This is a genomic window from Sphingomonas sp. ERG5, assembly GCF_000803065.1.
GTDB lineage: Bacteria > Pseudomonadota > Alphaproteobacteria > Sphingomonadales > Sphingomonadaceae > Sphingomonas.
Map to the genome: position 1 here is coordinate 146,655 of NZ_JSXI01000045.1, position 26,795 is coordinate 173,449.

Annotated in this window: 22 protein-coding genes; 7 read left to right on the forward strand and 15 right to left on the reverse strand. The window is 64.5% G+C overall.

What is annotated here, in order from left to right:
• Nucleotides 1–108: 108 nt before the first annotated feature.
• The 3 genes from OO12_RS16130 (at nt 109) to OO12_RS16140 (ending at nt 3,079) form a co-directional block, all read left to right on the forward strand.
• Nucleotides 109–576, forward strand: coding sequence for a MarR family winged helix-turn-helix transcriptional regulator (locus tag OO12_RS16130; protein ID WP_152616477.1), 468 nt, complete (start codon nt 109–111; stop codon nt 574–576).
• A complete protein-coding gene (locus tag OO12_RS16135) occupies nt 573–992 on the forward strand; it encodes a VOC family protein (protein ID WP_235364828.1) in 420 nt (139 codons plus the stop codon). The genes OO12_RS16130 and OO12_RS16135 overlap by 4 nt, the downstream gene beginning before the upstream one ends.
• A 182-nt stretch (nt 993–1,174) precedes the next feature.
• Nucleotides 1,175–3,079: a M61 family metallopeptidase gene (locus OO12_RS16140; protein ID WP_034159714.1), complete on the forward strand. Its 1,905-nt coding sequence runs from the start codon at nt 1,175–1,177 to the stop codon at nt 3,077–3,079.
• On the opposite strand, the gene OO12_RS16145 is transcribed toward OO12_RS16140, so the two are convergent.
• Genes OO12_RS16145 through OO12_RS16160 form a run of 4 tightly spaced genes read right to left on the reverse strand, consistent with a single transcriptional unit; the run spans nt 3,072 to nt 7,944 of the window.
• Entirely contained in the window at nt 3,072–3,488 is a 417-nt protein-coding gene (locus OO12_RS16145; RefSeq protein WP_034159715.1) for an acyl-CoA thioesterase, read from the reverse strand. The genes OO12_RS16140 and OO12_RS16145 overlap by 8 nt on opposite strands.
• Nucleotides 3,489–3,496: 8 nt before the next feature.
• Nucleotides 3,497–5,023 (reverse strand): indolepyruvate oxidoreductase subunit beta family protein, encoded by a 1,527-nt coding sequence (locus OO12_RS16150; protein WP_034159716.1) that lies wholly within the window; start codon nt 5,021–5,023, stop codon nt 3,497–3,499.
• Nucleotides 5,023–7,152 carry an indolepyruvate ferredoxin oxidoreductase subunit alpha gene (locus OO12_RS16155; protein ID WP_034159717.1) on the reverse strand — a complete coding sequence of 710 codons (2,130 nt, stop codon included), beginning with the start codon at nt 7,150–7,152 and terminating at the stop codon, nt 5,023–5,025. Before OO12_RS16155 ends, OO12_RS16150 begins: the two co-directional genes overlap by 1 nt.
• A 3-nt stretch (nt 7,153–7,155) precedes the next feature.
• The gene (locus OO12_RS16160) at nt 7,156–7,944 is read right to left on the reverse strand and encodes a cyclase family protein (RefSeq protein ID WP_034159718.1); all 789 of its coding nucleotides are present in this window, start codon (nt 7,942–7,944) and stop codon (nt 7,156–7,158) included.
• A gap of 124 nt (nt 7,945–8,068) precedes the next feature.
• Here OO12_RS16160 and OO12_RS16165 point away from each other — a divergent pair, with 124 nt between their 5' ends.
• Complete coding sequence (locus OO12_RS16165; protein ID WP_052215941.1) at nt 8,069–8,578, forward strand: MarR family winged helix-turn-helix transcriptional regulator; 510 nt, start codon at nt 8,069–8,071, stop codon at nt 8,576–8,578.
• 94 nt (nt 8,579–8,672) lie between these two features.
• On the opposite strand, the gene OO12_RS16170 is transcribed toward OO12_RS16165, so the two are convergent.
• The 9 genes from OO12_RS16170 to OO12_RS16210 form a co-directional block, all read right to left on the reverse strand.
• Nucleotides 8,673–10,976, reverse strand: a complete 2,304-nt coding sequence (locus OO12_RS16170) for a TonB-dependent receptor (RefSeq protein WP_235364829.1) — start codon at nt 10,974–10,976, stop codon at nt 8,673–8,675.
• A gap of 244 nt (nt 10,977–11,220) precedes the next feature.
• Entirely contained in the window at nt 11,221–12,396 is a 1,176-nt protein-coding gene (locus OO12_RS16175; protein ID WP_034159719.1) for an acyl-CoA dehydrogenase, read from the reverse strand.
• Nucleotides 12,393–12,806 (reverse strand): RidA family protein, encoded by a 414-nt coding sequence (locus tag OO12_RS16180; protein WP_034159720.1) that lies wholly within the window; start codon nt 12,804–12,806, stop codon nt 12,393–12,395. Before OO12_RS16180 ends, OO12_RS16175 begins: the two co-directional genes overlap by 4 nt.
• The gene (locus OO12_RS16185) at nt 12,803–13,996 is read right to left on the reverse strand and encodes an acyl-CoA dehydrogenase family protein (protein WP_034159721.1); all 1,194 of its coding nucleotides are present in this window, start codon (nt 13,994–13,996) and stop codon (nt 12,803–12,805) included. Before OO12_RS16185 ends, OO12_RS16180 begins: the two co-directional genes overlap by 4 nt.
• Entirely contained in the window at nt 13,997–14,806 is an 810-nt protein-coding gene (locus OO12_RS16190; protein ID WP_034159722.1) for an enoyl-CoA hydratase family protein, read from the reverse strand.
• Entirely contained in the window at nt 14,803–15,300 is a 498-nt protein-coding gene (locus OO12_RS16195) for a MarR family winged helix-turn-helix transcriptional regulator (protein ID WP_034159723.1), read from the reverse strand. Before OO12_RS16195 ends, OO12_RS16190 begins: the two co-directional genes overlap by 4 nt.
• Nucleotides 15,297–16,058, reverse strand: coding sequence for an SDR family NAD(P)-dependent oxidoreductase (locus OO12_RS16200; RefSeq protein ID WP_034159724.1), 762 nt, complete (start codon nt 16,056–16,058; stop codon nt 15,297–15,299). Before OO12_RS16200 ends, OO12_RS16195 begins: the two co-directional genes overlap by 4 nt.
• On the reverse strand, nt 16,055–18,367 hold the full coding sequence (locus tag OO12_RS16205; protein WP_034159725.1) for a bifunctional salicylyl-CoA 5-hydroxylase/oxidoreductase: 2,313 nt from the start codon (nt 18,365–18,367) through the stop codon (nt 16,055–16,057). The genes OO12_RS16200 and OO12_RS16205 overlap by 4 nt, the downstream gene beginning before the upstream one ends.
• Before the next feature lie 563 nt (nt 18,368–18,930).
• A complete protein-coding gene (locus tag OO12_RS16210; RefSeq protein WP_034159726.1) occupies nt 18,931–19,728 on the reverse strand; it encodes a TetR/AcrR family transcriptional regulator in 798 nt (265 codons plus the stop codon).
• Nucleotides 19,729–19,785: 57 nt separating this feature from the next.
• Here OO12_RS16210 and OO12_RS16215 point away from each other — a divergent pair, with 57 nt between their 5' ends.
• Genes OO12_RS16215 through OO12_RS16225 form a run of 3 tightly spaced genes read left to right on the forward strand, consistent with a single transcriptional unit; the run spans nt 19,786 to nt 22,612 of the window.
• Nucleotides 19,786–20,274, forward strand: coding sequence for a MaoC/PaaZ C-terminal domain-containing protein (locus OO12_RS16215; RefSeq protein ID WP_200887490.1), 489 nt, complete (start codon nt 19,786–19,788; stop codon nt 20,272–20,274).
• Entirely contained in the window at nt 20,271–21,857 is a 1,587-nt protein-coding gene (locus tag OO12_RS16220; RefSeq protein ID WP_082006578.1) for a class I adenylate-forming enzyme family protein, read from the forward strand. Before OO12_RS16215 ends, OO12_RS16220 begins: the two co-directional genes overlap by 4 nt.
• Before the next feature lie 2 nt (nt 21,858–21,859).
• Complete coding sequence (locus OO12_RS16225) at nt 21,860–22,612, forward strand: enoyl-CoA hydratase/isomerase family protein (protein ID WP_034159729.1); 753 nt, start codon at nt 21,860–21,862, stop codon at nt 22,610–22,612.
• A gap of 13 nt (nt 22,613–22,625) precedes the next feature.
• Here OO12_RS16225 and OO12_RS16230 read toward each other — a convergent pair whose 3' ends face one another.
• Nucleotides 22,626–24,488, reverse strand: a complete 1,863-nt coding sequence (locus OO12_RS16230) for a CocE/NonD family hydrolase (protein ID WP_034159730.1) — start codon at nt 24,486–24,488, stop codon at nt 22,626–22,628.
• A 9-nt stretch (nt 24,489–24,497) separates the two neighbouring features.
• The gene (locus OO12_RS16235) at nt 24,498–26,702 is read right to left on the reverse strand and encodes a TonB-dependent receptor (protein ID WP_034159731.1); all 2,205 of its coding nucleotides are present in this window, start codon (nt 26,700–26,702) and stop codon (nt 24,498–24,500) included.
• Between the last annotated feature and the right edge of the window lie 93 nt (nt 26,703–26,795).

The window sequence follows — 26,795 nt, forward strand, 5'->3', positions numbered from 1 at the left end:
GTGTATCCATTGCTATATGATTATTGATGTAACCCGAAGGTCGGTGATTGACCAGCGCCGCGTAGCGGATAAGTTGCGCCGGTGAGCCAGCGAAAGAAAAATGAAGCCATGCCGCGATCAAAGGATTGCGACCCCAGTCTCGGCAATAATTGGCTTGAGGGCTATGTCCCGTATCAGCTTTATCGCTTGACCAACCGGCTCGATCGCCGGCTGCAGACCAGGCTGCGCAAATTGGGAATCAAGCCGTCGCCATGGCGCGTCATGACCGTCCTGCGCTCGCACGGTACGCTGGCAATTGGCGGTATCGCCGAACATTCATTGATGGAACAGCCGACGGTCAGCCGCGTCATCGTGCAACTGGAAGCAGACGGACTGATCGAGCGCGAGATATCGGCCGAGGATTCGCGCATCACGCTCGTCACGCTCACGCCCGAGGGCGTCGAGAAGATCGATACGATCGTGGCGATCGCGCACCGTCATCAGGAAGAAGCGCTGTCCGAATTGTCCAGTGACGAAATCGCGCAATTCCGCGCCATCGTCGCAAGGATCGAGCAGAATATCGACTTCAACCAGTGACCGGCGCCGCGCGACCGCCGATGCCCGCCGCGCCGCCGGCGATCGACGGGTCGATCCTGTTCTTCTACTATGACGATCTCGATGCCGCGGCGTGCTGGTATCATGAGGTGCTCGGTCTGGATATTCTGATGCGTGAGGAGTGGCTTGTGCTGCTGCAGCTGCGTCCGGGCTGTACCGTGGGGCTCGTCGATGCGACCGGCGGCAATCATCTGCCGCCGCGCGGTGGCAATCAGGGCGCGATGCTGTCGATCGAAACCAATCAGCTCGAGGCGTGGCTGGAGCGATTCAAGGTCGCGGGGCACTGTCCGCCGGATACGTCGCTCATATCGGGATGCAGAGGGCGAACCCTGGAATTCCGCGTGCGCGACCCCGGCGGCTATATGGTCGAATTCTTTCACTGGCTGGACCGGCCCTGAGCGACTGACGCCGTTTGCGGCAATGCCGCGGCATAAATTCAGCAGCCCGACCCTCGATACCCGCATCCATCGGGGTGTTCGAATCGGCCACCGCTTTGTCCCGGCAAGAACGCGATGCGAATTAACTTGCATTTGCATATATTTTTGCATTGATTGTTCCCCATAAAGCCAGGGGAGCGACCATGCGATTTCGATACCAACTGATTGCGGTTCTGGCAGCAGGTATGGCGCTGCCCGCCGTGGCGCAGGTCACGCCCGCCGCTTCTTCTTCCGGGACGCACGGCGCGCTGCAGGGCATGATGCGGTTGTTGATCGACGCAACCGACGTCAATCGCGCGATTTTCACCGGCAGGCTGATCCTGCCGGTGGCGCAGGCCGGGCCGATGCAGTTGCTGTTTCCGCGCTGGGTGCCCGGGCATCATGCGCCATCGGGCCCAATATCGCGGATCGCGGGGATTCATGTCAGCTCGGCTGGTCGTGACATCGCCTGGACGCGAGATCCGGTGCAGATGCATATGCTGCACCTGACTGTGCCCGAGGGGGCCACCTCGATCGAGGTCGATTTCCAGTATCTCTCGCCGACCGATCCGAAGATGGGGCGTGTCGAAGTGACGACCGACATGATCGATCTGCAATGGACCTCTCTGGCGCCCTATCCACAAGGTTATGCGTCGCGCGACATGACCGTCGAGGCGACGGTCAAACTGCCCGCGGGATGGGGATATGCGACCGCGCTCGACGCTGCCTCGACGCGCGACGGCACGGTGGTGTTCAAGCCGGTCGATTATGAGACGCTGGTCGATTCGCCGATCGTCGCGGGCCGCTATCACCGTCGCGAGATTCTCGACGCAGGGGCACCGGCGCCGGTCATGCTCGATCTGTTCGCCGATTCTCCCGAATTGCTCGCCGTGCAGCCCGAGCAGATCGCCGCGCATCGCCGGCTGGTCGAACAGGCTTACAAGCTGTTCCGCTCACGCCATTTCGACCGCTATACATTCCTCACCGGACTGACGACGCAGATCGGCAGCCTGGGTGCCGAGCATCACCAGTCGAGCGAGAATTTTACCGCCGCCGGCTATTTCACCGACTGGGCGGGCAATGCGCCGGCGCGCGAGCTGCTGCCGCACGAATTCGTCCATAGCTGGAACGGCAAGTTTCGCCGCGGCGCCGATTTGCTGACGCCAACGCTCGACGCTCCGATGCGCAACAGCCTGTTGTGGGTCTATGAAGGGATGACGCGCTATTATGGCGCGGTCCTCGCCGCACGTGCCGGGCTTAATACATCGGAAGAGGCGCGCAGCAATTTCGCCGTATCGGCTGCGCTGATGGACAATCGCGCCGGACGCCAATGGCGACCCTTGCTCGATACCACCAACCATTCGATTTATGCCGAAGGCGCTCAGCCCTGGCCTAACTGGCAGCGCGGATCGGACTATTATCTGGAGGGCCAGCTGCTCTGGCTCGATGTCGATACGCGGATGCGCGAACTGTCAGGCGGCAGAAAATCGCTCGACGATTTCGCGCGCCCATTCTTCGGCGTCGACAACGGATCGCACCGCCCGGTTCCTTATGTCTTCGACGACGTGATCGCCGGGCTCAATGCCCAGGTGCCTTACGACTGGGGCAGCTTCCTTCACGAGCATGTCGAGAAGGTGACGCCCCGAGCGCCCCTGGATGGGCTGGCGCGCGGTGGCTACCGGCTCGTTTATACCGACACGCCGACCGACTTTTTCCGCGCGCTCGAAAAGCAGCGCGGCGTGATGGACCTGAGCTATTCGATCGGACTGGTTATCGATACCGATGGCACAATCGGCGATGTGCTGTGGGATAGTCCCGCCTTTGCCGCTGAATTGACGATCGGGGCGCATATCCTGGCCGTCAATGGTCAGGCATTCGAGGCGGACAAGCTTCGGCAGGCAATCGGTGCGTGCACGGGCAGCTCGCGACCAATGACGCTGACGGTTCGCCGCGGGCCGATGGTGCGCGACGCGACCGTCACCTGTGCGATGGGGTTGCGCTATCCGCGCCTCGAGCGTGATCCGACGGTCCCCGCGCGGCTGGATGCGATCCTGGCGCCGCTCAAATAGCGGGGGCCGATAGCGTGTCGCGCAACCGCGCGGCGAGATCGCTGGGCCAGGCTTCGCTGGCGCCGCTCGCCAGGTCGATCCGGACGAGCGTGACCGATCCCGTCAGCCGCTGCGTACCCGCGCAGCGGACCTCGACGCCGAGCGTCAGCGCGCTACGCCCCAGCCGCACGAGAGCGAGGTCGAAATCCAGCAACTCGCCCAGCCGCGACGGCGCGGTGAAATCGATCGCGACATTGGCGGTGGGAACGCCCTTGCCCTGCCGAAGATGGAGTTCGGCGAAATCCTCGCCACAGGCGGCAAACAGATCCTCGACGATCGCGTTCACCATCTCGAAATAGCGCGGATAGAAGACGATCCCCGCCGCATCGACATGCGCAAAACGAACCAGAGTCTGACGACTGAAGCCCATTGCCGGCGTCAGCCCATTGCCTGCGCACGGGGCATGAGCGTCGCCTCGACCGCTGCGGCAAGCGCCGTTCCCGCATCGTCGGCCAGCGCCGCGCTGCGCAACTCGTCCAGGCATGCCGCTGCATCCTGGCGCAGCATCAATGTGGGCACCAGCGCCATGAGCGTCGAAAAATTGCCCAGTCCGCGATCGAACGTGTCCCCATAGCCCTTGATGAGCGACTGGCACCGTATGACCTCGATCGCCAGCGCCGTGTCCTGTTGGGCGACCTTGCCCGCCAGCGCCAGCCAGACGTCGATCCGTTCCTGTTCTTCGGCGAAGCGTAAACTGATCGAGCGCCATCGCCGTAGCCACGCAATGCCGCGCAGCAGGACGAACCAGCGTAGGCTGGTGGTCTCGACATGACGGCCCGTCGTGAAGAACGGCGCAAGCAGACGATTGGCGGTTTTGCTGGCCAATATGCGGCGGCCGATCGGCGCGGGCAGCACCTCGCAGATTTCGCGCAGTCGCGGATGCATGAATTCCGTCACGCCGAGCAGCTGATCGGGCGTTGCGCGGACTTCGCCACGCACGCGTGCAAAACGATCGGCGCGCGTTTTCAGGTCGGCGACGCGGATCGTGTCTTCATAACTCATCCATAACGCCAGATGGCGCGCGCCCTCGACCGTCAGCGCATGGTCCTGGCGTCCGTCATCAAGCGCCGCCAGCGCTTCGACCCGATCGAGATAGCGCGCGGCATAGGCCGTGTCCTGATAGTCGGCCAATCGTGCGGCGCCGTGAAGCGCAAGCACCTGTGCATCGGCCGGCAACCGTCCGCGGATGCGCGCCGCCAGGCCGTGTCCGGCGACACTGGTGGGCTGTGGCGGGATGGCAGGCACGACGGAAGGAAGCGTCGCCGCGCTAGTCGCTGGCGCCGCCGCAATATCCCTTGATGCCGCCGCGAATCCTGCTGCGAACCCGCATAGATTGGCCGGCACCGCGATACCGCCCTTTTCGATCGCGGCTTCGAACGCAGCGCGTGGAAACGGCAGGGCGTCGCTGCCGCCCAGCGCACCGAACAGAATCGAACTGATCACGCTGCCGGCGCTATCGGCCGCAGTCTCCATATCGAACCCGATGAACCGTTTGGCGCGCTTGCCAGCTGCCGCGACGATGCGATCGCTTGCCGCCATGCCGTCGCCCATCGCGGTTTTTTCCGAAATGGCGTAGATACGGTGGGTCGAGCTGATCAATGTCGTGCGATCATCGCTCACAAAACCTCGCAGGATCGCCCGCCCGCCCTCCATCAGTTCGGATGCGAGAACGATGTCGACATCGCCCGGCACCGGCATCAATGCGAGCACCGGATCGCTGCCGTTTTCAGGCACCATTTCGATATAATAGACCGTTGAGCCGGTACGCTGCGCGACGCCGGGCACGGAGGTCCCTTGTGCTCGCCAGCCATTCGCTTCGGCCAGCGCCAGGATCCAGTCGGCAAGCACGCCGCCGCCTTGCCCGCCCAGGGCCAGGATCGCGATCGTGATCCGATCCCGCGCCATCAAAAGGCTCGCCCGGCGCGCGCGCGATCGCCACGTCGCTGCAGCAGCCCGATCACCGATGCACGCATTCGATTGCGCAGCCGATCCCACCGCGTCGGATTGGTGACGATGCTTGCGCGGTAGAAGCTCGGGCATAGTATCGCGGCATGGCTGACTTCACCGCACAGGCCGCATCCGACGCAGCTGTTGTCGACATGTGCGATCGGATCGCGGCGCAGTGGATCGGGATTGGGTTTGATCGTCAGCGAGGGACAGCCCGACAGGCGGATGCAGCTATGGTCGCCGGTGCACGTATCGGGGTCGATGCCGAAGCGATCGCGCACCACGCGCCGTCCTTCGCGCGCGGCACGGGCGATCAGCGGCTTTTCGCGGCGCTGCTTGTTGAGCATGCATTCGGACTGCGCGATGATCACCTTGGGGCCGGTCTCGGCCGTGGTCAGCGCCTCGCGCAACGTGTCACGCATCCGCTTCAGATCATAGGTTCGTGTGACTGAACGAACCCACGCCGCGCCCACCCCGCGTACGGCCTTTTCGATCGGGCTATTGGTGGTGCGAAACCGGTTTTCGGCGCGCGATGACGGAATGTCCTGCCCGCCGGTCGCGGCGGAATAGCCATTGTCGACGATCAAGGTGACGGTGTCATCCTTGTTGAAAACCGCATTGCCGATGCCGGACGTCAGCCCGTTGTGCCAGAAGCCGCCATCGCCCATCACCGCGATCGCGCGCTTGCCGTCCGGGCGAAAAGCCGAAGCGCCGGCGGTGCCCAGGCCATAGCCCATCGTCGTATTGCCGATGTGGAACGGCGGCAGGATCGAAAACAGATGACAGCCAATATCGGCCGAGACATGCGCCGGCCCGAGTTCGCGCTCGACCAGCTTCATCGCCGTGAAGATGGGACGCTCGGGGCATCCGGTGCAGAAGCCGGCGGGCCGTTGCGGCACGTCGCTGGGTATCAGCGCGGGAACGCCGGCCATGGGCGCTGCCGGTTCGGGTGCGAGCGCCGGCGCCCATTCGGCCAGGAACGTCGCCAGTCCGTCCCTCAACACTTGCCCCGAATATTCCCCCGCGCGCGGCAACACGTCCTTGCCGACGATCCGGGTTTGCAGATCGGCGCGGCGGATCAGGGTATTGAGTTCGTGTTCGATGAATTCCGGCTGCCCTTCCTCGACGACCAGCACCGCACGCTTGTTGCGGCAGAATTCGGCGACCTCATCGGGCACCAGCGGATAGGCGACGTTGAGGCAATAGACCGGCAGCAGCGCGCGGCCCTGCGCGTCCGACAGGCCGATCAACTCGAGTGCACGGTTGAGCGTATTGAACAATCCACCCTGGACGATGATGCCGATCTCGCCGGTGTCGGGTCCGAACCGCTCGTTCAATCCATGCTCGCGGATAAAGGCCAGCGCGGCGGGCCAGCGCTGTTCGATCTTCTCGACTTCGTGCAGGAAATTGGCGGGTGGCAGCACGATCCGCTGCGTATCGCGCACCGGATGGCGCGCGGCGTCCGCGACGGTCATCGCCGGGCGTACATTGTCCCGCGCCGCAAACCGCCCGGTCATATGGCATGCGCGTACGCGCAATTCGAACATCACCGGCGTGTGCGATGCCTCGGACAGGGCGAACCCCTTTTCGACCATGTCGACGATGCTGGTCAGATTCGGCCGGGGATCGAGCAGCCAAATCTGCGATTTCATCGCAAAGGCATGCGTGCGCTCCTGCATGATCGACGAGCCTTCGCCATAATCCTCGCCGATGATGATCAGCGCGCCGCCGGTCACGCCGCCCGACGCGACGTTGGACAGCGCGTCGGACGCTACATTGGTGCCGACCACCGATTTCCATGCGACAGCGCCGCGCAATGGATAATTGACCGACGCCGCGAGCATCGCCGCCGCGCTCGCCTCCGATGCGCTCGCTTCGAAATTCACGCCCAGTTCGAGCAGCAGATCATTGGCGTCAGCGAACACATCCATCAGATGGCTGATGGGGGATCCCTGATAACCACCGACATAAGCCACGCCGGCCTGGAGCAGCGCCTTGGTGACGGCCAATATGCCTTCGCCATGGAAAATTTCCCCCTCACCCAGGCGGAGCAACTCGACCTCGGCCTTGAACGAACGCTCGGCCATCGCTCAATCCGCGACGAGCGCGAGCACGCGCAAGGGACTGCCCGATCCGCCCTTGATCTTCAGCGGCGCGGCAAGGATCAGCGCGCCCTTGGGGGGAAGCTGATCGAGATTCTCCAGGCATTGCAGCCCATAACGCCCGGCGCCGTGGAACAATGTATGCGCGGGATAAGCGGGATCGAGCAGATGCGCCTGCCCGGCATCGGTGCCGATCGTCTCGACACCAAAGCCGTGCGCGTCGCGTGCATCGACCAGGAAGCGCACCGCTTCCACTGACGGCCCGGGGGTATGCGCGCCATCCTCGCGGCGATTGACGTAGTCCTCCACCGACCGTTTCGACCAGTCGGTGCGCATCAAGACCCAATGGCGCGGCGGGATGCGGCCATGTTCGGCCTCCCATTGCTCGATATGCGCCACGGTGAGCAGAAAATCGGGGTCCGCCGCCGCCTCGCGCGACACGTCAATGACGACCGCCGGGGCGATGAAATCGGCTGGTGGAATGGCATCGACCGTGTTGGCCGGCAGGTCCTTGCCCGTGATCCAGTGCACCGGCGCATCGAAATGCGTGCCGGTGTGCTCGCTCATCGTGAAATTATTCCAGTACCAGGCAACGCCGCGCTCGTCGTAGCGGCTGATCTCTTCGATCGAAAAGGGCGCGCACTGGCCGAATTCGGGCGGCAGCGACAGGATCGGCGTGTCCGGCGACAATGACTGGGACAGGTCCACCGTACGCACCGCGCCGTTTGCCAGCGCCTCCGCGACGCCGGCAAGGATCGTGTTTGGCGGATTGATCATTTTCCCATTCCTCTCCGGTTCTTTTCGCTCAGGGCAGGATGGCAGAGAAACTTGCATTTGCAAGTTTTATTCGTTTGCCGAGAGAGAATGGACGCGCCTATCTGGCGCGAAGGGAGACAATGATTTGGCAATCGACAACAGGCTTCTCGGCGATCCGGGCACGCCGGCCTTCCGGCTCAATCAATATCCCTTCTATCTGCTCAACCGGGCGGTCAGCCGGTACAATATCATCATCGACGCACGGCTGCGCTCGATCGGGATCGACATTCCCACCTGGCGAGTCCTCATGGTGCTGGGCGAACGATCGCCCCGCAGCATCGGCCAGATCGCTGAGGCCGCCGTCATCAATCTGTCGACGATGATGCGGATCGTGCAGCGTATGACCAATGCCGGGCTGGTATCGAACGCCCCCAATGCCACCGACGCGCGCGTCACCGACGTTCGGCTTACTCCGCTGGGCGAAGACATGCTGGGCAAGGCGCGCCGTCTGACCGCACCCATTTACGCCAAGCTGATCGCCGGCTTTTCGGCGCGCGATTTCGACCGTCTGATCGCCTTGCTCACCAAGCTCGACGCCAATCTCGACGGCATCCCGCGCGATACTGTCGATGGCGATCCGGACGTTCCCGCATAAACAAACGCCGCCCAGGTGACTGGGCGGCGCGGTCTTCATGCGGGCGAGGGGGCGTCGCGACCGGCACCCCCCGCCGTTCATCCCTTGCCGCTCATCAGAATTTATAGCTGCCGCGCAGCCCCCAGCGGCGGAGGCTGGGGATCACGGCGGCGCCATTCGCGAAGCCGAAATCGAACGACGAGGTATAATATTTGGCGTCGAACAGATTCTCGACATAGGCCGAAATGCGATAGGTATCGGTTTCGATGCCCAGGCGCAGATTGACCTTGTCATAGGCATTGATGCGGAAGGGAAAGATCGGCTGCCCGGTCGCCACCGCCGCGATATTGTTGACGTTGGTATAGGCATCGCTGGTGTAGAAATATTCGCCGCGCAGGAACGCACTCATCGTACCGGAAACGGGAACGCTATATTGCGCGAAGCTCGAAATCGTCCAATCCGGCGCCTTTGGAAGCGGCTTGCCCGACAAGTCGATCTTGCCGAAATTGGTGCGCGCGTCGACGAACTTGCCGAACTTGGCGTCCATGTAACCAAGGTTGAAGCCAAGCTCGAGTCCGCGCATCGGCGCGGCGACGAGTTCGAGTTCGACGCCCTTGCTGCTTGCGCTTGCGGCGTTCGAAATGCCGGCAAAGTTGATGATCGCGCCGTTCGAATCGACACCGACCACGCCCGAACTCACCTGAACGTCCTTCCAGTCGATATAGAACAGGGCAAGATTGGCGCGCAGCTTGCGATCGAACCAAGTCGATTTCATGCCGACCTCATAGTTCCACAATGTTTCGGCGCCGAAGTCGCTGCGCGCGCGCTGCGGATCGAGCTGGAACCCGCCCGATTTCCAGCCCTTCGAGGCGCTGGCATACAGGTTGACGTCCTGGCTCACCTTGTATTTCAGCACCGCGCGCGGCGAGAAATCCTGGAACGACTTCTTGCCCGCCACCTTGTCGAGCGGCCCGCCAAATTCGATCTGATCCTCGAACCGCTCGATCGTGTCATGCGAATAGCGCCCGCCAAGCGTCAGGCTCAGCGCGTCGGTGAAATCATATGAGGCCTCCGCGAACACCGCCTTGGAGGAGATCGTCTGGCTGAAATGCGACAATTCGATCACAAAGCCTTCGGGCAGGCCGATATCATTTTCCTTGCCCGCCGAGATCAGTTCGCCGTTGCGGATCTTGTCGCGGGCAATGACGCCGCCGATCGTCCATTTGAACGGACCGTTCCCGACCGACTGGATACGCAGCTCCTCCGACAGGCTCTGGCGGGTATTGTCGTTAAAGCCCTCGCGCAGGAAATCCTTGCTGGAAAAGTCGAGTTCGCCGGCGCGGTGGAACTTCGCCGATCCGAACCCGGTGATGCTGGTGATCCCGACCGTATCGCCCTCCCACTGGATGCGACCGATGGCGATATGATATTCGTTATCGACCTTCAGTGGCGCGTCATGCGCATAGTTGCGGCGGTTATTGGGATAAAAACCCAGATTCTTGTCGACCGGGCATGTGAAGGTCACGCCGGGGCAGATCGATTTGATGAAGCTGCCCACCACACCGGTGTTGATCAGCCCGAAATCGTCGTCATGCTCCCTTGTGTAGTTATACGACAGGTCGATCGTCAGCTGGTCGGTCGGCGTCGCGCGCAGCGACAGGCGCGCCGCCTTATAGTCCCGGCCATTGCCGCCGCCGATCGGGTGCTTGTTGCGGAACTCCCCGTCCGAGCCCTCCCATTTCGCCGCCGCCCGTATCGCCACGGTCGAGCTGAGCGGCACGTTGATCGCCCCGCTCACTTCGGCGGTGTTGAAGCTGCCGTACATCGCGTCGATCTGACCCGAGACACCCGATGTCGATGGCCTGGCGGTGCTGAGGCTCATCACGCCGGCCGACGCGTTGCGCCCGAAATAGGTGCCCTGTGGCCCGCGCAGCACCTCGATCCGCTCCATGTCGAGCAGATGCGGATTGAGCGCGATGTGCGAAATGTTGAAATCGTCGAGATAGATGCCGAAGGACGATCCGTTGCCGCCGACATTCGAGATGCCGCGAATGGCGAGGCCGAGCGCGCTGTCCGACACATTGTTGCCGCTGCGGATCGGGCTGTCGGTGATGAACACATTGGGCGTGCTGGCGAAATAGCTGCCGACATCCCTGATATTGGCGCGTTGCATATCCTCGGCGCTGAATGCCGTGACGGCGACAGGCACTTGCTGGATGCTTTCCGAACGCCGCTGCGCGGTGACGACGATGTCCTCGACGCCTTCGCTTGCGGCATCTTGCGGCTGTTCGGGTTGTGCGGGCGGCGCGTCTTGTGCATGCGCAGGGATAGCGATCAGCATCAGCCCGGCGGCGATCGCCGTCCAGCTGGAGCCTATGGCGAGGCTCTTTCCGAGCCCTGACTTCAGGTTTGTCATCATCTCCCGTCCCCTCCTCATCATTATGCGGATCACGCTTCGCGGTGTCCTGAGGGGAGCGATAAACGCTTTAGACTTAAAACGAAAGCACAAAAATGAATATGAAGATGAATATAGTTGTGCGGTTCGCGCCTGACGGCGAGGCTGCGCGATTGCCGATCGCGTGACGATAGATGCGTGAGGAATCCGCCGGCCCGCATGCAGCGCTGCGGGCCGGTGCCGCGCTTCAGCGCAGCTGAATCAAACTCTAAAAGGCGGCGAATCCCGTCTGGGCACGCCCCAGGATCAGTCCATGGACGTCGTGCGTCCCTTCATAGGTATTGACCGCCTCGAGGTTGAGCATGTGGCGGATCACGCCGAATTCATCGGCGATCCCGTTGCCGCCATGCATGTCGCGCGCGACCCGCGCGATGGTCAGCGCCTTGCCGCAATTGTTGCGCTTGAGCAGGCTGATCGCCTCGGGCGCCAGCCGCCCCTCGTCCATCATCCGCCCTGCCGCAAGCGCAGCCGAGAGCCCGAGCGTGATCTCAGTTTGCATATCGGCGAGCTTCAGCTGGAATAATTGCGTGGCGGCGAGCGGACGGTCGAATTGTACGCGGTCGAGCCCGTAGCGCCGCGCCGCGTGCCAGCACCATTCGGCCGCGCCGAGTGCGCCCCAGGCGATGCCGAAACGCGCCTTGTTCAGGCACGAAAACGGGCCTTTCAGACCCTCGACCCCGGGCAGGAGCCGATCGGCCGGGATGGCGACCTCATCCATCACGATCTCACCCGTCGCCCCTGCGCGAAGCGAGAATTTTCCCTCGATCTTCGGCGTCGAGAGGCCGGTATCGCCACGGAGCAGGACAAAACCGCGAATGATGTCGTCGTCGCATTTCGCCCAGACGATGAACAGATCGGCGAGCGGGGCATTGGTGATCCACATCTTCGTGCCGCTCAACACATAGCCGTCGGCCGTTGCCCGTGCGCGCGTGCGAAGTGCGCCGGGGTCCGATCCGGCACCGGGCTCGGTGAGCCCGAACGCCCCGACCCATTCGCCGCTGGCGAGCGGCGGCAGCCAGGCGTCGCGCTGCGCATCGGTACCAAAGGCATGGATCGGATGCATGACCAGGCTGGACTGCACCGAAAGTGCCGAGCGATATGCCGAATCCACGCGTTCGATTTCGCGCGCGATCAACCCATAGGCGACATGGTTCGCGCCCGCGCAGCCATAGCCCTGAATGGTCGGGCCAAGCAGGCCGGCGGCGCCCAGTTTACGCATCAGCGCCGCATCGATGCGCTCGTCGCGAAATGCGTCGCGCACCATCGGCATCAACTCGGCTTGCGCAAAGCCGCGCGCGGCGTCGCGGATCAGGCGCTCCTCATCGGTCAATTGCGCGTCGATCAGGAGCGGATCGGCCCAATCGAAGCTGACCCGCGCGTTCATGCGCCGGTTTCCGTATCGGGAATGACCGCCGTGGTTTCAATTTCAATCCGCGCCGCGGGCTCGATCAGCCCCGCCACCTGCACCACCGCCATTGCCGGGAAATGCCGTCCGATATGCGTGCGATATGCCGCGCCGATCGCTGCGAGGTTGGCCGAATATTCGTCGCGATCGGTCACGTACCAGGTCATGCGCACGATATGCTCGGGTCGTGCGCCGCCGGTCGCCAGCACCGCGACGGTGTTCCGCAGGATCTGCTCGAACTGGCTCACCATATCCGGGCCGACAAAGCGCTCCTGCGCGTCCCACCCGACAATGCCGCCGGTAAAGACCGTTTCACCGCGTGCCTTTATCCCGTGCGAAAAACCGCGCGGCCGCTGCCACCCGTCGGGCAGCAGAATCGTGTTGCTCATGAATTTTCCCTGTTTTGCGCCGCCCGTGCAGCGGCAAGGTGCTGACGCGCGATGATGACTCGCTGAACCTCGGATGCACCCTCATAAATTCTGAGCGCGCGGATTTCGCGGTACAGCCCCTCGACCGCCACACCATGGACGACACCCAGTCCGCCGAAGATCTGCACCGCGCGATCGATCACGCCCTGCGCCGCTTCGGTTGCATGGAGCTTGGCCATCGCCGCCTCGCGCGTGTTCCGTACGCCCTGCACATCGGCCACCCAGGCGGCGCGATAGACAAGCAGCGCCGACGCATCGATGTCGAGCGCCATATCGGCAAGTTGCGCCTGAACCACGGCATTGTCCGAAAGCGCCGCACCGAACAGGCGACGCCCCTCGGCGCGCTGGGTCGCCTCGTCGAGCGCGCGGCGCGCAAAGCCGAGCGCGGCGGCACCCACCGTCGGGCGGAAAATGTCGAGCGTCGCCATCGCCGCGCCGAACCCCGCGCCAGCCCGTCCGATCAGCGCGTCGCCCGGCAATCGCATGGCGTCGAAGCGCAATGTCGCCAATGGGTGCGGCGCGATGACGCGAATGCGCTCGGCGATCGTCAGGCCCGGTGCGTCGGCGTCGACGATGAATGCCGAGATGCCCTTTGCGCCCGCCGCCTCGCCGGTGCGGGCGAACAACACATAATAATCGGCGATCCCGCCGTTCGAGATATAGGTCTTGGCGCCATCGACCAGATAGACATCGCCGTCGGCGCGTGCCGAGGTCTCCATCGCGGCGACATCCGAACCCGAATCGAGCTCGGTCAGCGCGAATGCCGCCATCTTGGCGCCCGATGCCACGGCGGGGAGATAGGCCGTCTGCTGCGCGGGGGTGCCGAACAGCGAGATCGTTCCCGATCCGAGTCCCTGCATCGCAAACACGAAATCGGCGAGGCCCGAATGACGCGCGAGTGTCTCGCGAATGATGCAGAGCGAGCGCACATCGATCCGGTCGTGCACGCCGCCGAACGCGCGCGGCACGGCATAACGGAGCCAGCCGCCCGCGCCCAGCCGCGCCAGCAGCGCGCGGCAGGCGGCGTCGACGTCATGCTCGTCATGCGCCTCGGCCAGCCCTTCGGCCACGCACCACGCATCCAGGTCGGCGGCAAGGCGACGATGCGAGTCATCCAGGAACGGCCAGTCGAGAAAGCTCCGGTCGGGCATTCAGTTTCCCTCGAATATCGGCGCGCGTTTGGCGGCAAAGGCGTCGAATGCACGGCGGAAATCCTGCGTCTGCATGCAGATCGCCTGCGCCTGCGCTTCCATTTCGATCGCGGTCTCGATGCTGACCGCCCATTCGATGTTGAGCTGGGTCTTGGTCATGCCATGGGCAAAGGTCGGGCCTTCGGCCAGCGCCCGCGCGGTGGCCAATGCCTCATCATCCAGCGCTTCGGGCGCGACCAGCCGGTTGTGGAACCCCCAGCGCTCACCCTCCTCGGCGGTCATCACGCGCCCGGTGAACAGCAACTCCGACGCACGCCCTTGTCCGATCAGCCGCGGCAGAATCGCACAGGCCCCCATGTCGCACCCGGCCAGCCCGACACGCGTAAACAGGAAGGCGGTCTTGGCGCGCGGCGTGGCGATCCGCAGGTCGGACGCCATCGCGATGATCGCGCCCGCACCCACGCACACGCCGTCGATCGCGGCGATCACGGGCTGCGGGCAGCCGCGGATCGCCTTGACCAGATCGCCCGTCATCCGCGTGAAGGCGAGCAATTCGGGCATCGCCATCCCCGTCAACGGCCCGATGATTTCGTGCACATCGCCGCCCGAGCAGAAATTGCCGCCCGCGCCGCGGATCACCACCGCCTTGACGGAATCGGCATAGACCAGTGCGCGAAACAGGTCGCGCAATTCGGCATAGGATTCGAACGTCAGCGGATTTTTGAGCGCGGCGCGATCAAGCGTGACCGTGGCGACGCCCGCGTCGAATGCCCAGCCGAAATGCCGGGGGGCGAATGTTTCTGGCGTCATGTCCTGGTTCCGTCCTCGCTATCTGCGGCAATCGATACTTTGAGCGCGCCCAGCAACTCGAACAGCGCTTCGCGCTGCGCGGTGTCGAGCGCGCCGAGCATTCCCGAAATCCACCCGCGATGAACCTGGGCCAGCGCGTCGAAATATTCCCGCCCCTCGGGCGTCAGGCGGACGATCGATGCGCGCCGGTCCTCCGCGCCGGGGGCCAGTGCGGCATGTCCCTCTTTCTGGAGCGTCTTGATAAGGCCGGTGACATTGCCATTGGACACCAGCAGCGAACGCGACAATGCGCCCATCGTCATGCCGTCCGGATGCCGCGCCAGCGCCGCGAGCACGTCGAACCGCGGCAACGTGGTATCGTAACGATCGGTCAGCCGCCGCTTCAGCCGCTTTTCGATCACCATCGTACAGGACAGCAGGCGCAGCCACAGCCGCACATCGAGCGGCCCGGCCAGCGCGCCATCATGTTTTTCGCGAAATGCCGTTGGGTTCACATCACTTCTCCCCCGGCGATCGCAATCGCCTGTCCGGTGATCGATCCACTGTCGGGCAGGCAGAGCCACAAGACGCTTGCCGCGACTTCCTCGGGCGTGATCAGCCGCCCTTGCGGATTGAAGCGCGCAAGTTCGGCGCGCGCCGCGTCGGGCGTCCGGCCCGAGAGGCGCGCGATATTCGCGGCGGCCTCGGCGACGATCGCGGTATCGGTGAAGCCGGGGCACACCGCATTCACCGTCACCGACGTTCCGGCAAGTTCCAGCGCGAGCGACCGGGTCAGCCCGAGCACGCCATGCTTCGCCGCGGCATAGGCGGCGGTATAGGCATAGCCCTTGAGCGCCGCCGTGCTCGCCACGGTCACGATGCGCCCGGCGGCGGCGGCGCGAAGATCGGGCAGCGCCGCCTGGGTGCAATGGAACACCGCGTCGAGATTGATCGCCATCATCCGTCGCCACCCGGCGGCATCGATCTTGGCGAACGGTGTGGATTCGGCGGCGCCGGCATTGTTGATCAGGATCGTCACCGGCCCGTTCGCCGCGCGCGCCTGCGCCAGCGCGGCGTCGACCTGAGCGCGATCGGTGACATCTGCGGTCGCCGCCGCCCCGTGCAATGCGTGCGCCAAGGCCTCGATCGGCCCGGCACGACGCCCGACCAGTGTCAGCCGTGCGCCCTGCGCAGCGAGCGTGCGCGCGATCGCGGCGCCGATCCCGCTGCCGCCGCCCGTCACGACCGCATGATGCCCCTCGAGCGGCCTCATGCCTTCAACACCGCTTGCTGCTCGGCCGCGCGTTGCAGATTGCGGCGCAGCTGGTCCATCCCCGCCTGATAAGGCGGCGGCACCGCCACCGCATCATAGCCTTGCGCCGCCGCGGCGCGCAGCGTCCACATCGGATCGATCAGATGCGGTCGCGCCAGCGCGACCAGATCGGCGCGTCCCGCCGCCAGGATCGAATTGACGTGATCGGGCTCAAATATATTGCCCACCGCCATCGTCGCCAGCCGCGCCTCGTTGCGGATCTGGTCGGAAAAGGGCGTTTGAAACATCCGCCCATAGACGGGTCGCGCCTCGATCGAGGTCTGTCCCGCCGAGACGTCGATCAGGTCGGCCCCCGCATCGGCAAAGGCGCGCGCGATCCGCACGGCCTCGCCGGGCGTGACGCCTGCCGCGCCCGCCCAGTCATTCGCGGAAATGCGCACTGACATCGGTCGTCCGGCGGGCCATGCCGCGCGCATTGCCGCGAAGACTTCGAGCGGAAACCGCAGCCGGTTTTCCAGGCTGCCGCCATATTCATCGGTGCGCCGGTTCTGCAGCGGCGTGATGAAGGATGAAAGCAGATAGCCATGGGCCGCATGCAGCTCGATCATGTCGAAGCCCGCCGCGATTCCGCGCCGCGTCGCGTCGACAAAGGCGTCGCGCACCGCATCCATATCGGCGCGCGTCATCGGCTGCGGTGTCTGATTGGCCGGCGACCAGGCGCGGTCCGACGCGGCGAGCAGCGGCCAATTGTCCGATGCCAGCGGCGCGTCCATGCCTTCCCAGCCGATCCGCGTCGATCCCTTGCTCCCCGCATGGCCGAGCTGGAGGCAGATCTTGGCCGCGCTGTTGGCATGGACGAAATCGGTGATCCGCCCCCATGCCGCCTGCTGCGCATCGCTATAGAGTCCGGGGCAGCCGGGCGTGATCCGGCCGTCGGGCGTCACGCAGGTCATCTCGGTGAACACCAGCCCCGCACCGCCCTGCGCGCGCGTGCCATAATGCACCAGGTGGAAATCCTGCGGCACGCCGTCCACCGCCGAATAGGTCGCCATTGGCGAGACGACGATGCGGTTTGCCAGCGCCATCTCGCGCAGCCGGAAGGGTGCGAACATCGGCGGCGTGGCGGATGACGCCGGATCGACCGGCGCTCCCGTCGCATCACCCAGGAACCACCGCTCGACCGACTCCAGCCAGGCGCGGTCGCGCTCGCGAAGATTCTCATGGCTGATCCGCTGGCTTCGCGTCAGCAACGAATAGGCGAACTGGATCGGCGCGAAATCGAGATAGCGGTCGAGCGTTTCGAACCACTCGGTCGAATTGCGCGCCGAGTTCTGGAGCTTGAGCACCTCGACGCTGCGTTCGGCCTGATATTCCGCCAGCGCATCGGCCCGGGCGAGCCCCGGCCGGTTCAGGACCTCGGCCAGTTTGATCGCGTCCTCGAGCGCGAGCTTGGTGCCCGATCCGATCGAGAAATGCGCGGTATGCGCGGCATCGCCAAGCAGGATCAGCTTGTCGTACGACCAGCGGTCGCACAGCACGCGCCGGAAATTGAGCCACGCCGCCGATCCGCGCAGATGCGCCATGTTGCCCATCAGCTTGTGGCCGTCGAGGTGGCGGGCGAACAATGCCTCGGCGAAACGGCAGGTCGCCTCCTGATCCATCGCGTCGAGCCCCAGCCCGAGCCATGTCGCCTCCGAACATTCGACGATGAAGGTCGATAGCCCGTCGTCGAAGCGATAGGCATGCGCCCAGACCCAGCCATGGGGCGTCTGTTCGAATGCGAAGGTGAACGCGTCGAACATCTTGCTCGTGCCGAGCCAGACGAACTTGTTCGCACGCTGCTGGATGTCGACGCCGAAATGCGCGGCATAGGCATCGCGGCATTTGCTGTTCACGCCATCCGCCGCAATGACCAGGTCATAATCGGCATAATCGGCCAGGTCGGCGGTGAACTCATGCTCGAAATGCAGCCGCACGCCCAGCTCGCGCGCACGCTCCTGAAGGATCGCCAGCATCCGCTTGCGCCCGATGCCGATAAAGCCATGCCCCGACGACCGGATCGATTCGCCGCGGATGCGCACATCGATGTCGTCCCAATGGGCGAACTCATCTTCGATGACGGCCGCGCTGACCGGATCGTTGCTGCGCAGATTGGCCAGCGTCTGGTCCGAAAACACTACGCCCCAGCCAAAAGTGTCGCCGGCGCGGTTGCGCTCGAACAGGTCGACCTCATGCGTCGGGTCCGCCAATTTCATCGAAATCGCGAAATACAGCCCGGCCGGGCCACCTCCAAGGCAGGCAATGCGCATCGTCTCTCCCTGGCTTATAATGATTTATGCTTAAAACGATTTTGCCTGGCTTGGCAAGATGCCCTGGCTTGGCAAGATGCATTCCCGTCCCGGTCCGATCGCGCACATCGCCGTCGGCGGCGCGCCTGGCTGTCGCGCAATGGCGCGCGGCGATGAGATGCTGGCGATTCAACGTCGGCCCCGCTCATGACAATGTCGTGCCGGACGGGCCGCCCCCGGGCACCCGTCGTGCTCTTTGACATGACGAATATCATAACAGCCCGCCGGCCACGCCGCGGTCCGCGACCCGTCGCGGCATGGCATCGGCTCTATCCGGCGGCCGGTGAATCCGCCGGCGAATGAGGAGCCCTATAGCCCCTCACCATTTCCCGTTTTTCCCGCAGGCAACCGGAAAAACTCCCGTGCGGATCCATCAAAACTCCCGCAGCTTTTCCCGCAGACTCCCGCAGAACCCTCAAAAAGCATTTTCCCCCAGAAACTCCCGCAGCAACTCCCGCAGCTGCGGGAAAATGCCGACCGGCGCGGCGACCGGCAAGGCGCGCCTTCATGCCCGGCGGGTTGCGTTATCCGGTGCCGGGAATCGCCGATGACGGCCAGGCGACGATCGCGCTGGCCGCGGCATGGAGTTCGGCGTCGATCGGCACACCGGGATATAATATCTTCATCCAGAGCACGCTGGCGGCATCGGCGGCGGCATCATCGTCGGCGTCGAACTGCTTGAGCAGCGCAAGAAGTCCTTCGTCCGGATAAACCACCAGCTTGCGCGCCAGATCGTCCATGATCGCCCCGAGCATATAGGCGACCAGCAGGACCAATGTTTCCGACAATGCTCCCTCGGGATAGCGGCGCGTGACGCTGGCGGCGATGCGCTCGTACCAGCGCCGATTGCCGTTCTGGGCCATCTGGGCGAATTCGGGATCGGCATCGCCGACTTGCAGCATGCAGCGCATCAGGCCGGAATTGTTGCGGCAAATGGCGAGCCAGCGCCGGTTGGAGCGGCGGATCGTGTCAAACGGCCCGGTGTCGGACTGGTTGGTCAGGTTGATACTGAAAAAGTCGTCGAGGAGCGAGGTCAGCACCGCCAGCGTGATCTCGGTCTTGTCGCGGAAATAGACATAGAATGAGCCTTCAGCGACCTTCGCGGCCTCCGCCACATCGGCGATGCGCAGGGCGTGATAGCCCTTTTGTTCAAGCACGCGCGCGGCGGCGATCTTCAGCCGCTCCCGCGTTCGCTGCCCCTTGGTTGGCGGCGGCGCCGAGGCAAGCCGTTCGCTCAGGAAATCGATGAACGAAAGGCCGGTATCGGCAGCAGCGGGCGACGGCGCGGTGGTCGCCGGTCGAGGGGCGGTTGACGAATTCATAAAACTGAGCTCAATATCATATTTGTTACCGCATCAATTGTACGCACGGGAGACTGCATGTCCACGCCTACCATAGACCGAATGTCGCAGGGCTTCACGCCCGGAAGCCGGATCGGCATATCGGACTGGATTCAGGTTACCCAGGAAATGATCAATTCCTTTGGCGCGGTCACGCTCGACCCGGATCCGATGCATATCGATCCACAATGGGCGGCCGCAAACGGACCCTTTGGCGGCACGATCGCCTTTGGTTTCCTGACCATCGCGCTGTTGACGCGGATGTTCCATGACGCGACCGGGCAGGGCTGGGACGCGGACCCGGCGGTTGCCGGATATAATCTGAATTACGGCTTCGATCGGCTCCGGCTTGTGTCGCCAATTCCGGTCGGCGCACGGGTACGCGGACATTTCGCGACGGCCGAGGTGCGCCATGACGAGCGGGGGCGCCGTATCACGGCGATCGATTGCGAGATCGAGATCGAGCATGCGGCGCGGCCCGCTCTGGTCGCGCGCTGGCTGACGGCCTGGGTGCCGCCCGCGGCATGACGGTGGTGCAGGCGAACCCGCCCCGGCTGGACCGGATCAGCGATTATCCGGCCTGGTTCGCGGCACGCACGCCCGATGCCGAAGCGATGGTGCTGGATGACAGGCGCTGGACCTATGCCGCGATGCGTGACGCGATCGACCAGCTTGCGCGCGCGCTGGTCGCCAGCGGTATCGGCAAAGGCGATCGCGTGGCGACCTTGCAGACACCGCATCCGGACTATCTCATCGCCTTTCTTGCCACGGCCTCGATCGGGGCAATCTGGATCGGTCTCAATCCCCGCTATACGCTGGATGAGCTTGTCTACGTGATCGGCGATGCCGCACCCCGCGTGCTGCTCACCCGAACCCGGATCGGCGAGCGTGCTTATGACGCCGAGCTGGCGGCGTTCCGCGCCGCGACCGGGATCGAGCGCATCGTGGCGTTCGACGGCGAGCCGTCAGTCGCGGAGGTGACGCGCTGGCGCGATTTTATCGCGGCGGGCGGGGCGACGAGCGATGCGATGCTGGCCGCGGCGCGAGGCGCGTGCGGCGGGCGCGATCCGTGTCTGATCGTCTATACCTCCGGTTCGACCGGACGGCCCAAGGGCGCGTTGCTCCATCACGATGGCCTGGTCGGGTTCTGTCTCGAGCAGAATCGCCTCTGGCCGGTCGCGCCGCTGCGCGCGGTCAATTATTTCCCGATCAACCATGTGGGATGCGTGGTCGATGTCAGTCTGCCCGTCCTGCTCGCCGGCGGGACGATCCTGTTCATGGAGCAATTCGACCCGCGTCGATGCCTGGCATTGATGGAGGCCGCACGCGCGACGCTGTGGGGCTCGGTGCCGAGCTGTTTCCAGATGCAACTCGCGCTGCCGGATTTCGACCGTTTCGATCTGTCGTCGCTGCAGCTCATCCTGTGGGAAGGCGCCGCGATGCCACGGGAGATGATCGAGCGGCTGTTGCGGGTGCATCCGCGGCTGGCGACCAACTATGGCATGACGGAGACGACCAGCGGCATCATGGCGCTGGAGCCGAGCGATGATCCCGAGCTGCTCGCGGAGACGGTGGGAAGGGCCTTTCCGGGCGTGGAAGTCCGGCTGGTCGGCAGCGACGGACAGGATGTGGCGATCGGTGCGACCGGCGAAGTCTGGGCGCGCTCCGCCTATACCATGCTGGGCTATTGGAATCGGCCCGACGCCACGGCTGAGGCGCTCACGCCCGATGGCTGGTTCAGGACCGGCGATCTCGCCGTCATGCGGCCCGATGGCCGCTACCGGATTGCCGGACGGCTGAAGGAGATGTTCAAATCGGGCGGCTACAACGTCTATCCGCGCGAAATCGAGGCAGTGATCGAGGCCCATCCCGCCGTCGCCGACGTGGCGGTGGTCTCCGCCGAGGATCCGGTCTGGCAGGAGGTGGGCATCGCCTTTGTCACCGCCGCACAGCCGATTGCCGCGGCTGAGCTGGAGGCGTGGTGCCGGGCGCGGCTGGCCAACTACAAAATCCCCAAACGCTTTGTTTTCGAACCCGTCCTGCCGCTATTGCCGATCGGCAAGGTGGACAAGGCTCAGCTCAAGCGCCGCGCCGCGCTGCTGGCGACCTGATCGTGGCGCTTGCGACCTTTGAACGCCGCGATGCCGTCGCCATTGTCAGCCTCGATCGTGCCGAGCGGCTCAACGCGATCAGTTTCGATCTGCTCGGTGCCCTGCTCGATGCGCTCGACCGGGCTGCGGACGACCCGGCGGCGCGGGTGATCCTGCTGCGTGCCGAGGGGCGGGCATTCTGCGCGGGCGATGACCTGGCCGAGTTCGCCCAGGGGCTCGGGGACGCGAAGGCCCATGTCTTCATTGATCGGCTGCAGGCGGTGACGCGGCGGATCATGCTTGGCGTGAAGCCGGTGGTGTGCGCGATTCAGGGCGCGGTGGTTGGCGGTGGCGCCGCGTGGCCGGTCAATGCCGATATCTCGATCGCGGCGGACGATACGATCCTGTTCTGCCCCGAAGCGGCATTCGGCCTGTTTCCCACCGGGGGTATGAGCATGCTGCTCGACGAACGCTGCGGCGTGGCCCGCGCGACCGAGATTCTGTGGCTCGGCGAGCGCCTCGATGCGCACGACTTGTTGCGGGAACGGATCGTCGGCCGCGTTGTCCCGCGCTGCGCGCTGCAGGACACGGCCCTGACGCTGGCGGCGCGCCTGGCGATGCTGCCGCCCGACACCCTGGCGCGGTTCAAGGCGGCGCGGGCGGAAGATATCGCCTGCCGGCTTGAGACGGCGCTGGCCCGCGAAAGTCGTCATTGCCTTGCCGCGGCTGAATCACTCGAGGTGCGGGCCCGGGTGCAGGCATTCCTTGCGGCGTGACTGCGTTATGGCATCACGGTTTCCACGGACGAGTGCTGATCTCCAGCCCGCTTGGCGCCCCCGGGCCATAAGCGATGGTGAAGGTGTCCGGCTTGCCGTTCGAATAGATGTGGAAAGTATCGGCATCGGCGCCGGCGATCGCGACGCGAAGCCGATGTCCGCGCCTGATCAGGGCCGCGGTCGGGAACAGCGCAAAGCGTAAGGTCATCCGCGCACCCGGCTTGATCGTCAGTGCATCGCGGCGGCGGAAGCTGTGCGGCGCCGGCCCCTGGTCATAGGGCAGGGTGGCCGGATTGGCGGGCTTGCGATGGATCGCGCGGAACTGGCCCTCGCCCAGATAGGTCGACCTGCCATCGGGCGCGACATCCTCGAGATAGACGAAGACCGCCGGATCATTTGTCCGCGCGGCCATGTGGAGCGTGACCACGGGCGTGCCGACCAGTTCGGTATCGATCGCCATCGGCGGACTGTCATAGGTCAGCAGCCGGGCGTCCTGGGCGCGGCGATCGGGATAGGCGGGTGGCGTGCCGAATTGCGTGGACCAGCGCGTCGCCTTGCCGGTCGTCGCGGTGAAATCGACGGCATAGCGATCCTCGCCGCGCCGTCCGGGCACGCGCGGGGCAAGCGACCGGCCGGGCGCGAAATAGAGGCTGGACGGTTTCGTATCCGCTGGCGGCCAGGCCGCACTGGTGCGCATCTCCTTCGCGCCCATCACATAATAATGGATCGCCCGCGCGACCGGAACGCCCGCGCGGACGCGATCGGCAAAGGCGATATTGCTGGCGAAGATGTCGGCGGCAGCGGGCATCGGCGCACGCTCGCCGGGGAAAAAGGGATCGGCGCCGACATTCTGCCCATGATTGTTGGCGGTGATCCATAACTCCGTCGGCACGTCAGGCGCCGACCGATAGCGAGCGAGTGCGGCCTCGGCCATTCCGGCATCCAGCCAGGACCCCCAATATTGCACCGGCTTGCGCTCGCGCCGGATGGCGGCGAGCTGCGCGGCGGGCGAAGAGGCGAACAGCGTATGGCCGTTGTGGCCTGGCTGGTCGCGAAAGGCAATGCCCTCATAGTCCTCGGGGCCCCAATGCAGGCCGCGTGCGGCCAGGGCCTGACGCAGCAGCCCGAATTGCTCGTCACCATCGACTGGCTGAAGGGTGGGAAACAGCCGGCCGCAATCCGCGACCCGCTTGAGGCAATCGGCGTCGCCGCCTTCGGGGTCGCGCCCCAGATCCATTTCACGGACCGCAGTTCCCCAGGTGCGCAGCATCCAGTCATTGGAGACGCCGCCGGGGCTGAACAGATGCAGATAGATATCGAAATCGCTCTGTCGCGGAATCGCCGCGAGCAGGGCAGGGGCGGGGCGGCTCGTCGCCAGGTCGGCGGTATCGGCCATATAGGATACGCCCGAGGCGATGACCTGTCCGTTCGACCATGGCTGGTGCGCAAGATGCGCGATGATCTCGTCCATGTCGCGCTGCTCTTCCGGCCCGAGGTCGACCCGGCGCAGACCGAATGACGCGGTCGTTCCGCGCGTATCGACGATCGCGACGATATAGCCGGCGCGTTGCCACGCCGCCGCGAAGCCGGCCTCGCCCGCGCGGCCATATCGCGTCTGGATCAGCATGACCGGCGCCGGCTTCCCGGGAAGCGCGCCGCCGGGGAAATAAAGGCTGACGGCCAGCCGGACGCCGTCGCGCATCGGCAGGTAATAGGATTGGTCGCTCCACCCTTGCGGTCGCGTTGGTACGTCCGCCGGGACCGGGGGGCGCGGCGCGGTCTGAGCGGCGGCCGCGCCTGGCAACGGGCTCGCACCCGGAACCGCGATCGCGGTTGTCGCCAGCACGACCGGCAGAAGATGGTTCCTGTAGGGCATGGCCGGTCCTCAATAGCGCAGCTTGAATTCGACGCCGAGCGTGCGGGGTTCGCCCAGGATGACGAACTTCTGTCCCACGAACGCCTGGTCGGAGAGATCGAACAGGCGCTGTTCGTAAATCCGGTTGGTGAGGTTCTTGGCCCAAAGGGACAGGCGCCATCGTTCGTCCGGGGCTTGCAGCGACAACCGGATGTTGAGCAGCCCATAGGGATGCACCACCCCATCGGGATCGGTGTCGTTGCTGAGATAGGTCCGTCCGCGCATTTGGTATTCGCCGAACAGGGTGACCGAGCCCAGCCCCTTGACCGGGATGCGATATTCGGCGTTGAGATCGGCCGTATAGCTCGGCGCATAAGGGATATGGTCGAGCTTTGCGCCGCTCGGCAAGCGCCCGCCATCGAAGCGCGCGTCCTGCACCGACAAATTGGCGCCCAGCGTCCAGCGATCGGTCGGCCGCGCGGTCACCTCGACCTCGATGCCCTTGCTGTGCGCCTTGCCGGCATTGAGAATGATCGGATCATAGACCGGCGTGGCCGGATTGTCGTCCGACAGCTGGATCTTGCTCCAGTCCATATAATAGAGCGCGGTGTTGATCACGAGCCGGCGATTGAGCAATTCGGTCTTCAGGCCGAGCTCGTAGTTCCACAGCGCTTCCGGACCAAATGCGATGCCGTCCGCGCTGCCCAGCGCATCGTTGAAGCCGCCGCTCTTGAAGCCCTTGCTCGCGGTCGCATAGGCCATGACCGTGGGTGAGAAACGATAGCGGATATTGGCGTTGGGGGTGAACTGATCCCAGCTGCCACTGGTGCGGATGTCGGTGTTGCCGCCAAGCAAGTCGATCACGTCGCGCTGCACATAATGGATGGTCTTGCTGTCGCTGGTGTAACGGCCGCCCAGCGTGACATCGAGGCGTGGCGAGATCTTCCAGGTCGCGCTCAGGAACGCCGCCTTGCTGGTCGTATCGAGATTGCCGTCGGATCCGGTGCGCACGCCTGTCAGCCCGGGATCGCCCAGCGCGGCGGCCAGATCCGCGCCGATCTCGACAAAGCTCTGGTTGCGACTGTTCTGGCGGAAATAATATAGCCCTGCGAGCCAGTCGACCGGGCCGGTCGACAGGTCGAGCCGCAACTCCTCCGACCAGCGCCAGACCTTCTCCGGGTCGCCGTCGTACAGCATCTTCAGCGGCGACCGGTCGGTATCGGCCCGGCTGAAATAGTCATGATCGTGATAGGAGGCGATGTTGGTGATGCCGAGACGGCCGATCCGCGTCTTGAAAGTGGCGGCCACGTCCCATGCCCTTAGCCGTTCCTGATTGCGGCTGTCGGAATAGACTTTGCGGTCGAACGGGTCGGTATTGAGCGGCAGGCCGGCGGCGACCAGCGCCTTTGGCAGGTCGGCATTCATGTTGTAGCGCCGTGTCTCGAAGACCAGCTGTTCCTGGTTGGCGCGGCGATAGCTGGCGGTCAGCAACAGGCTGGTGGTTGGGGCGATGTCGAACAGCAACTGGCCGCGTGCCGTCCAGGAATGATGATTGTTCACGTCGCGGCCGAGCAGCACATTGCGGTCATAGCCGCTGTTGACGTCCCGGATCATCGCGATCTTGGCGGAGACGACGCCCGGGATGATCGGCCCGGAGATCGAGGCGCCAAGGCGCAGCGCATTATAATTGCCAATGTCGGCGGTTGCGGAGGCAGCGAAGCTGTCCGAGGGACGCTGCGTCGTAATGCTGATGACACCGCCAATGGTGTTGCGGCCGAACAGGGTTCCCTGCGGTCCACGCAACACCTCGACGCGCGCGATATCGTAAAGATCGAGATCGGCGCCGGGCCCCTGGGCCTGATAGATTTCGTCGACATAATAGCCGACGGCGGGATCCGCGCCGGCGGATCCCGACCCGCCGACCACGCCGCGCAGCGAGGTCGGGGACAGCTTCATGTCGCCGAAGTCGCCATATTGCAGCCCGGGGGTCTGGCGCGCGATATCGCTGATATCCTTGATCCCCTTTCGCTCCATCGCCTCGGCAGTGACGGCGGTGATTGAGATTGGTGTTTCCTGCAGGCGCTCCGAACGCTTGCGCGCCGTCACGACGATGTCCCCGGTATCGCTCGCGCCCGCATTCCCGGGCGCGGGTCCGTCGGTCTGCGCCCGGGCAGGCGCAGCCAGCCCGAGGGCAATGAAAAAGCCGACATAAACCCTCGAATCGACGCGCAGCATATGGCCTCCCCTCTTGTTTATTAAATATGAGCTCAGTATCAATTATTGCTATCGAGTCTCGCTGCGTGTCAAGGTGCATCGCATTTTCGGAGA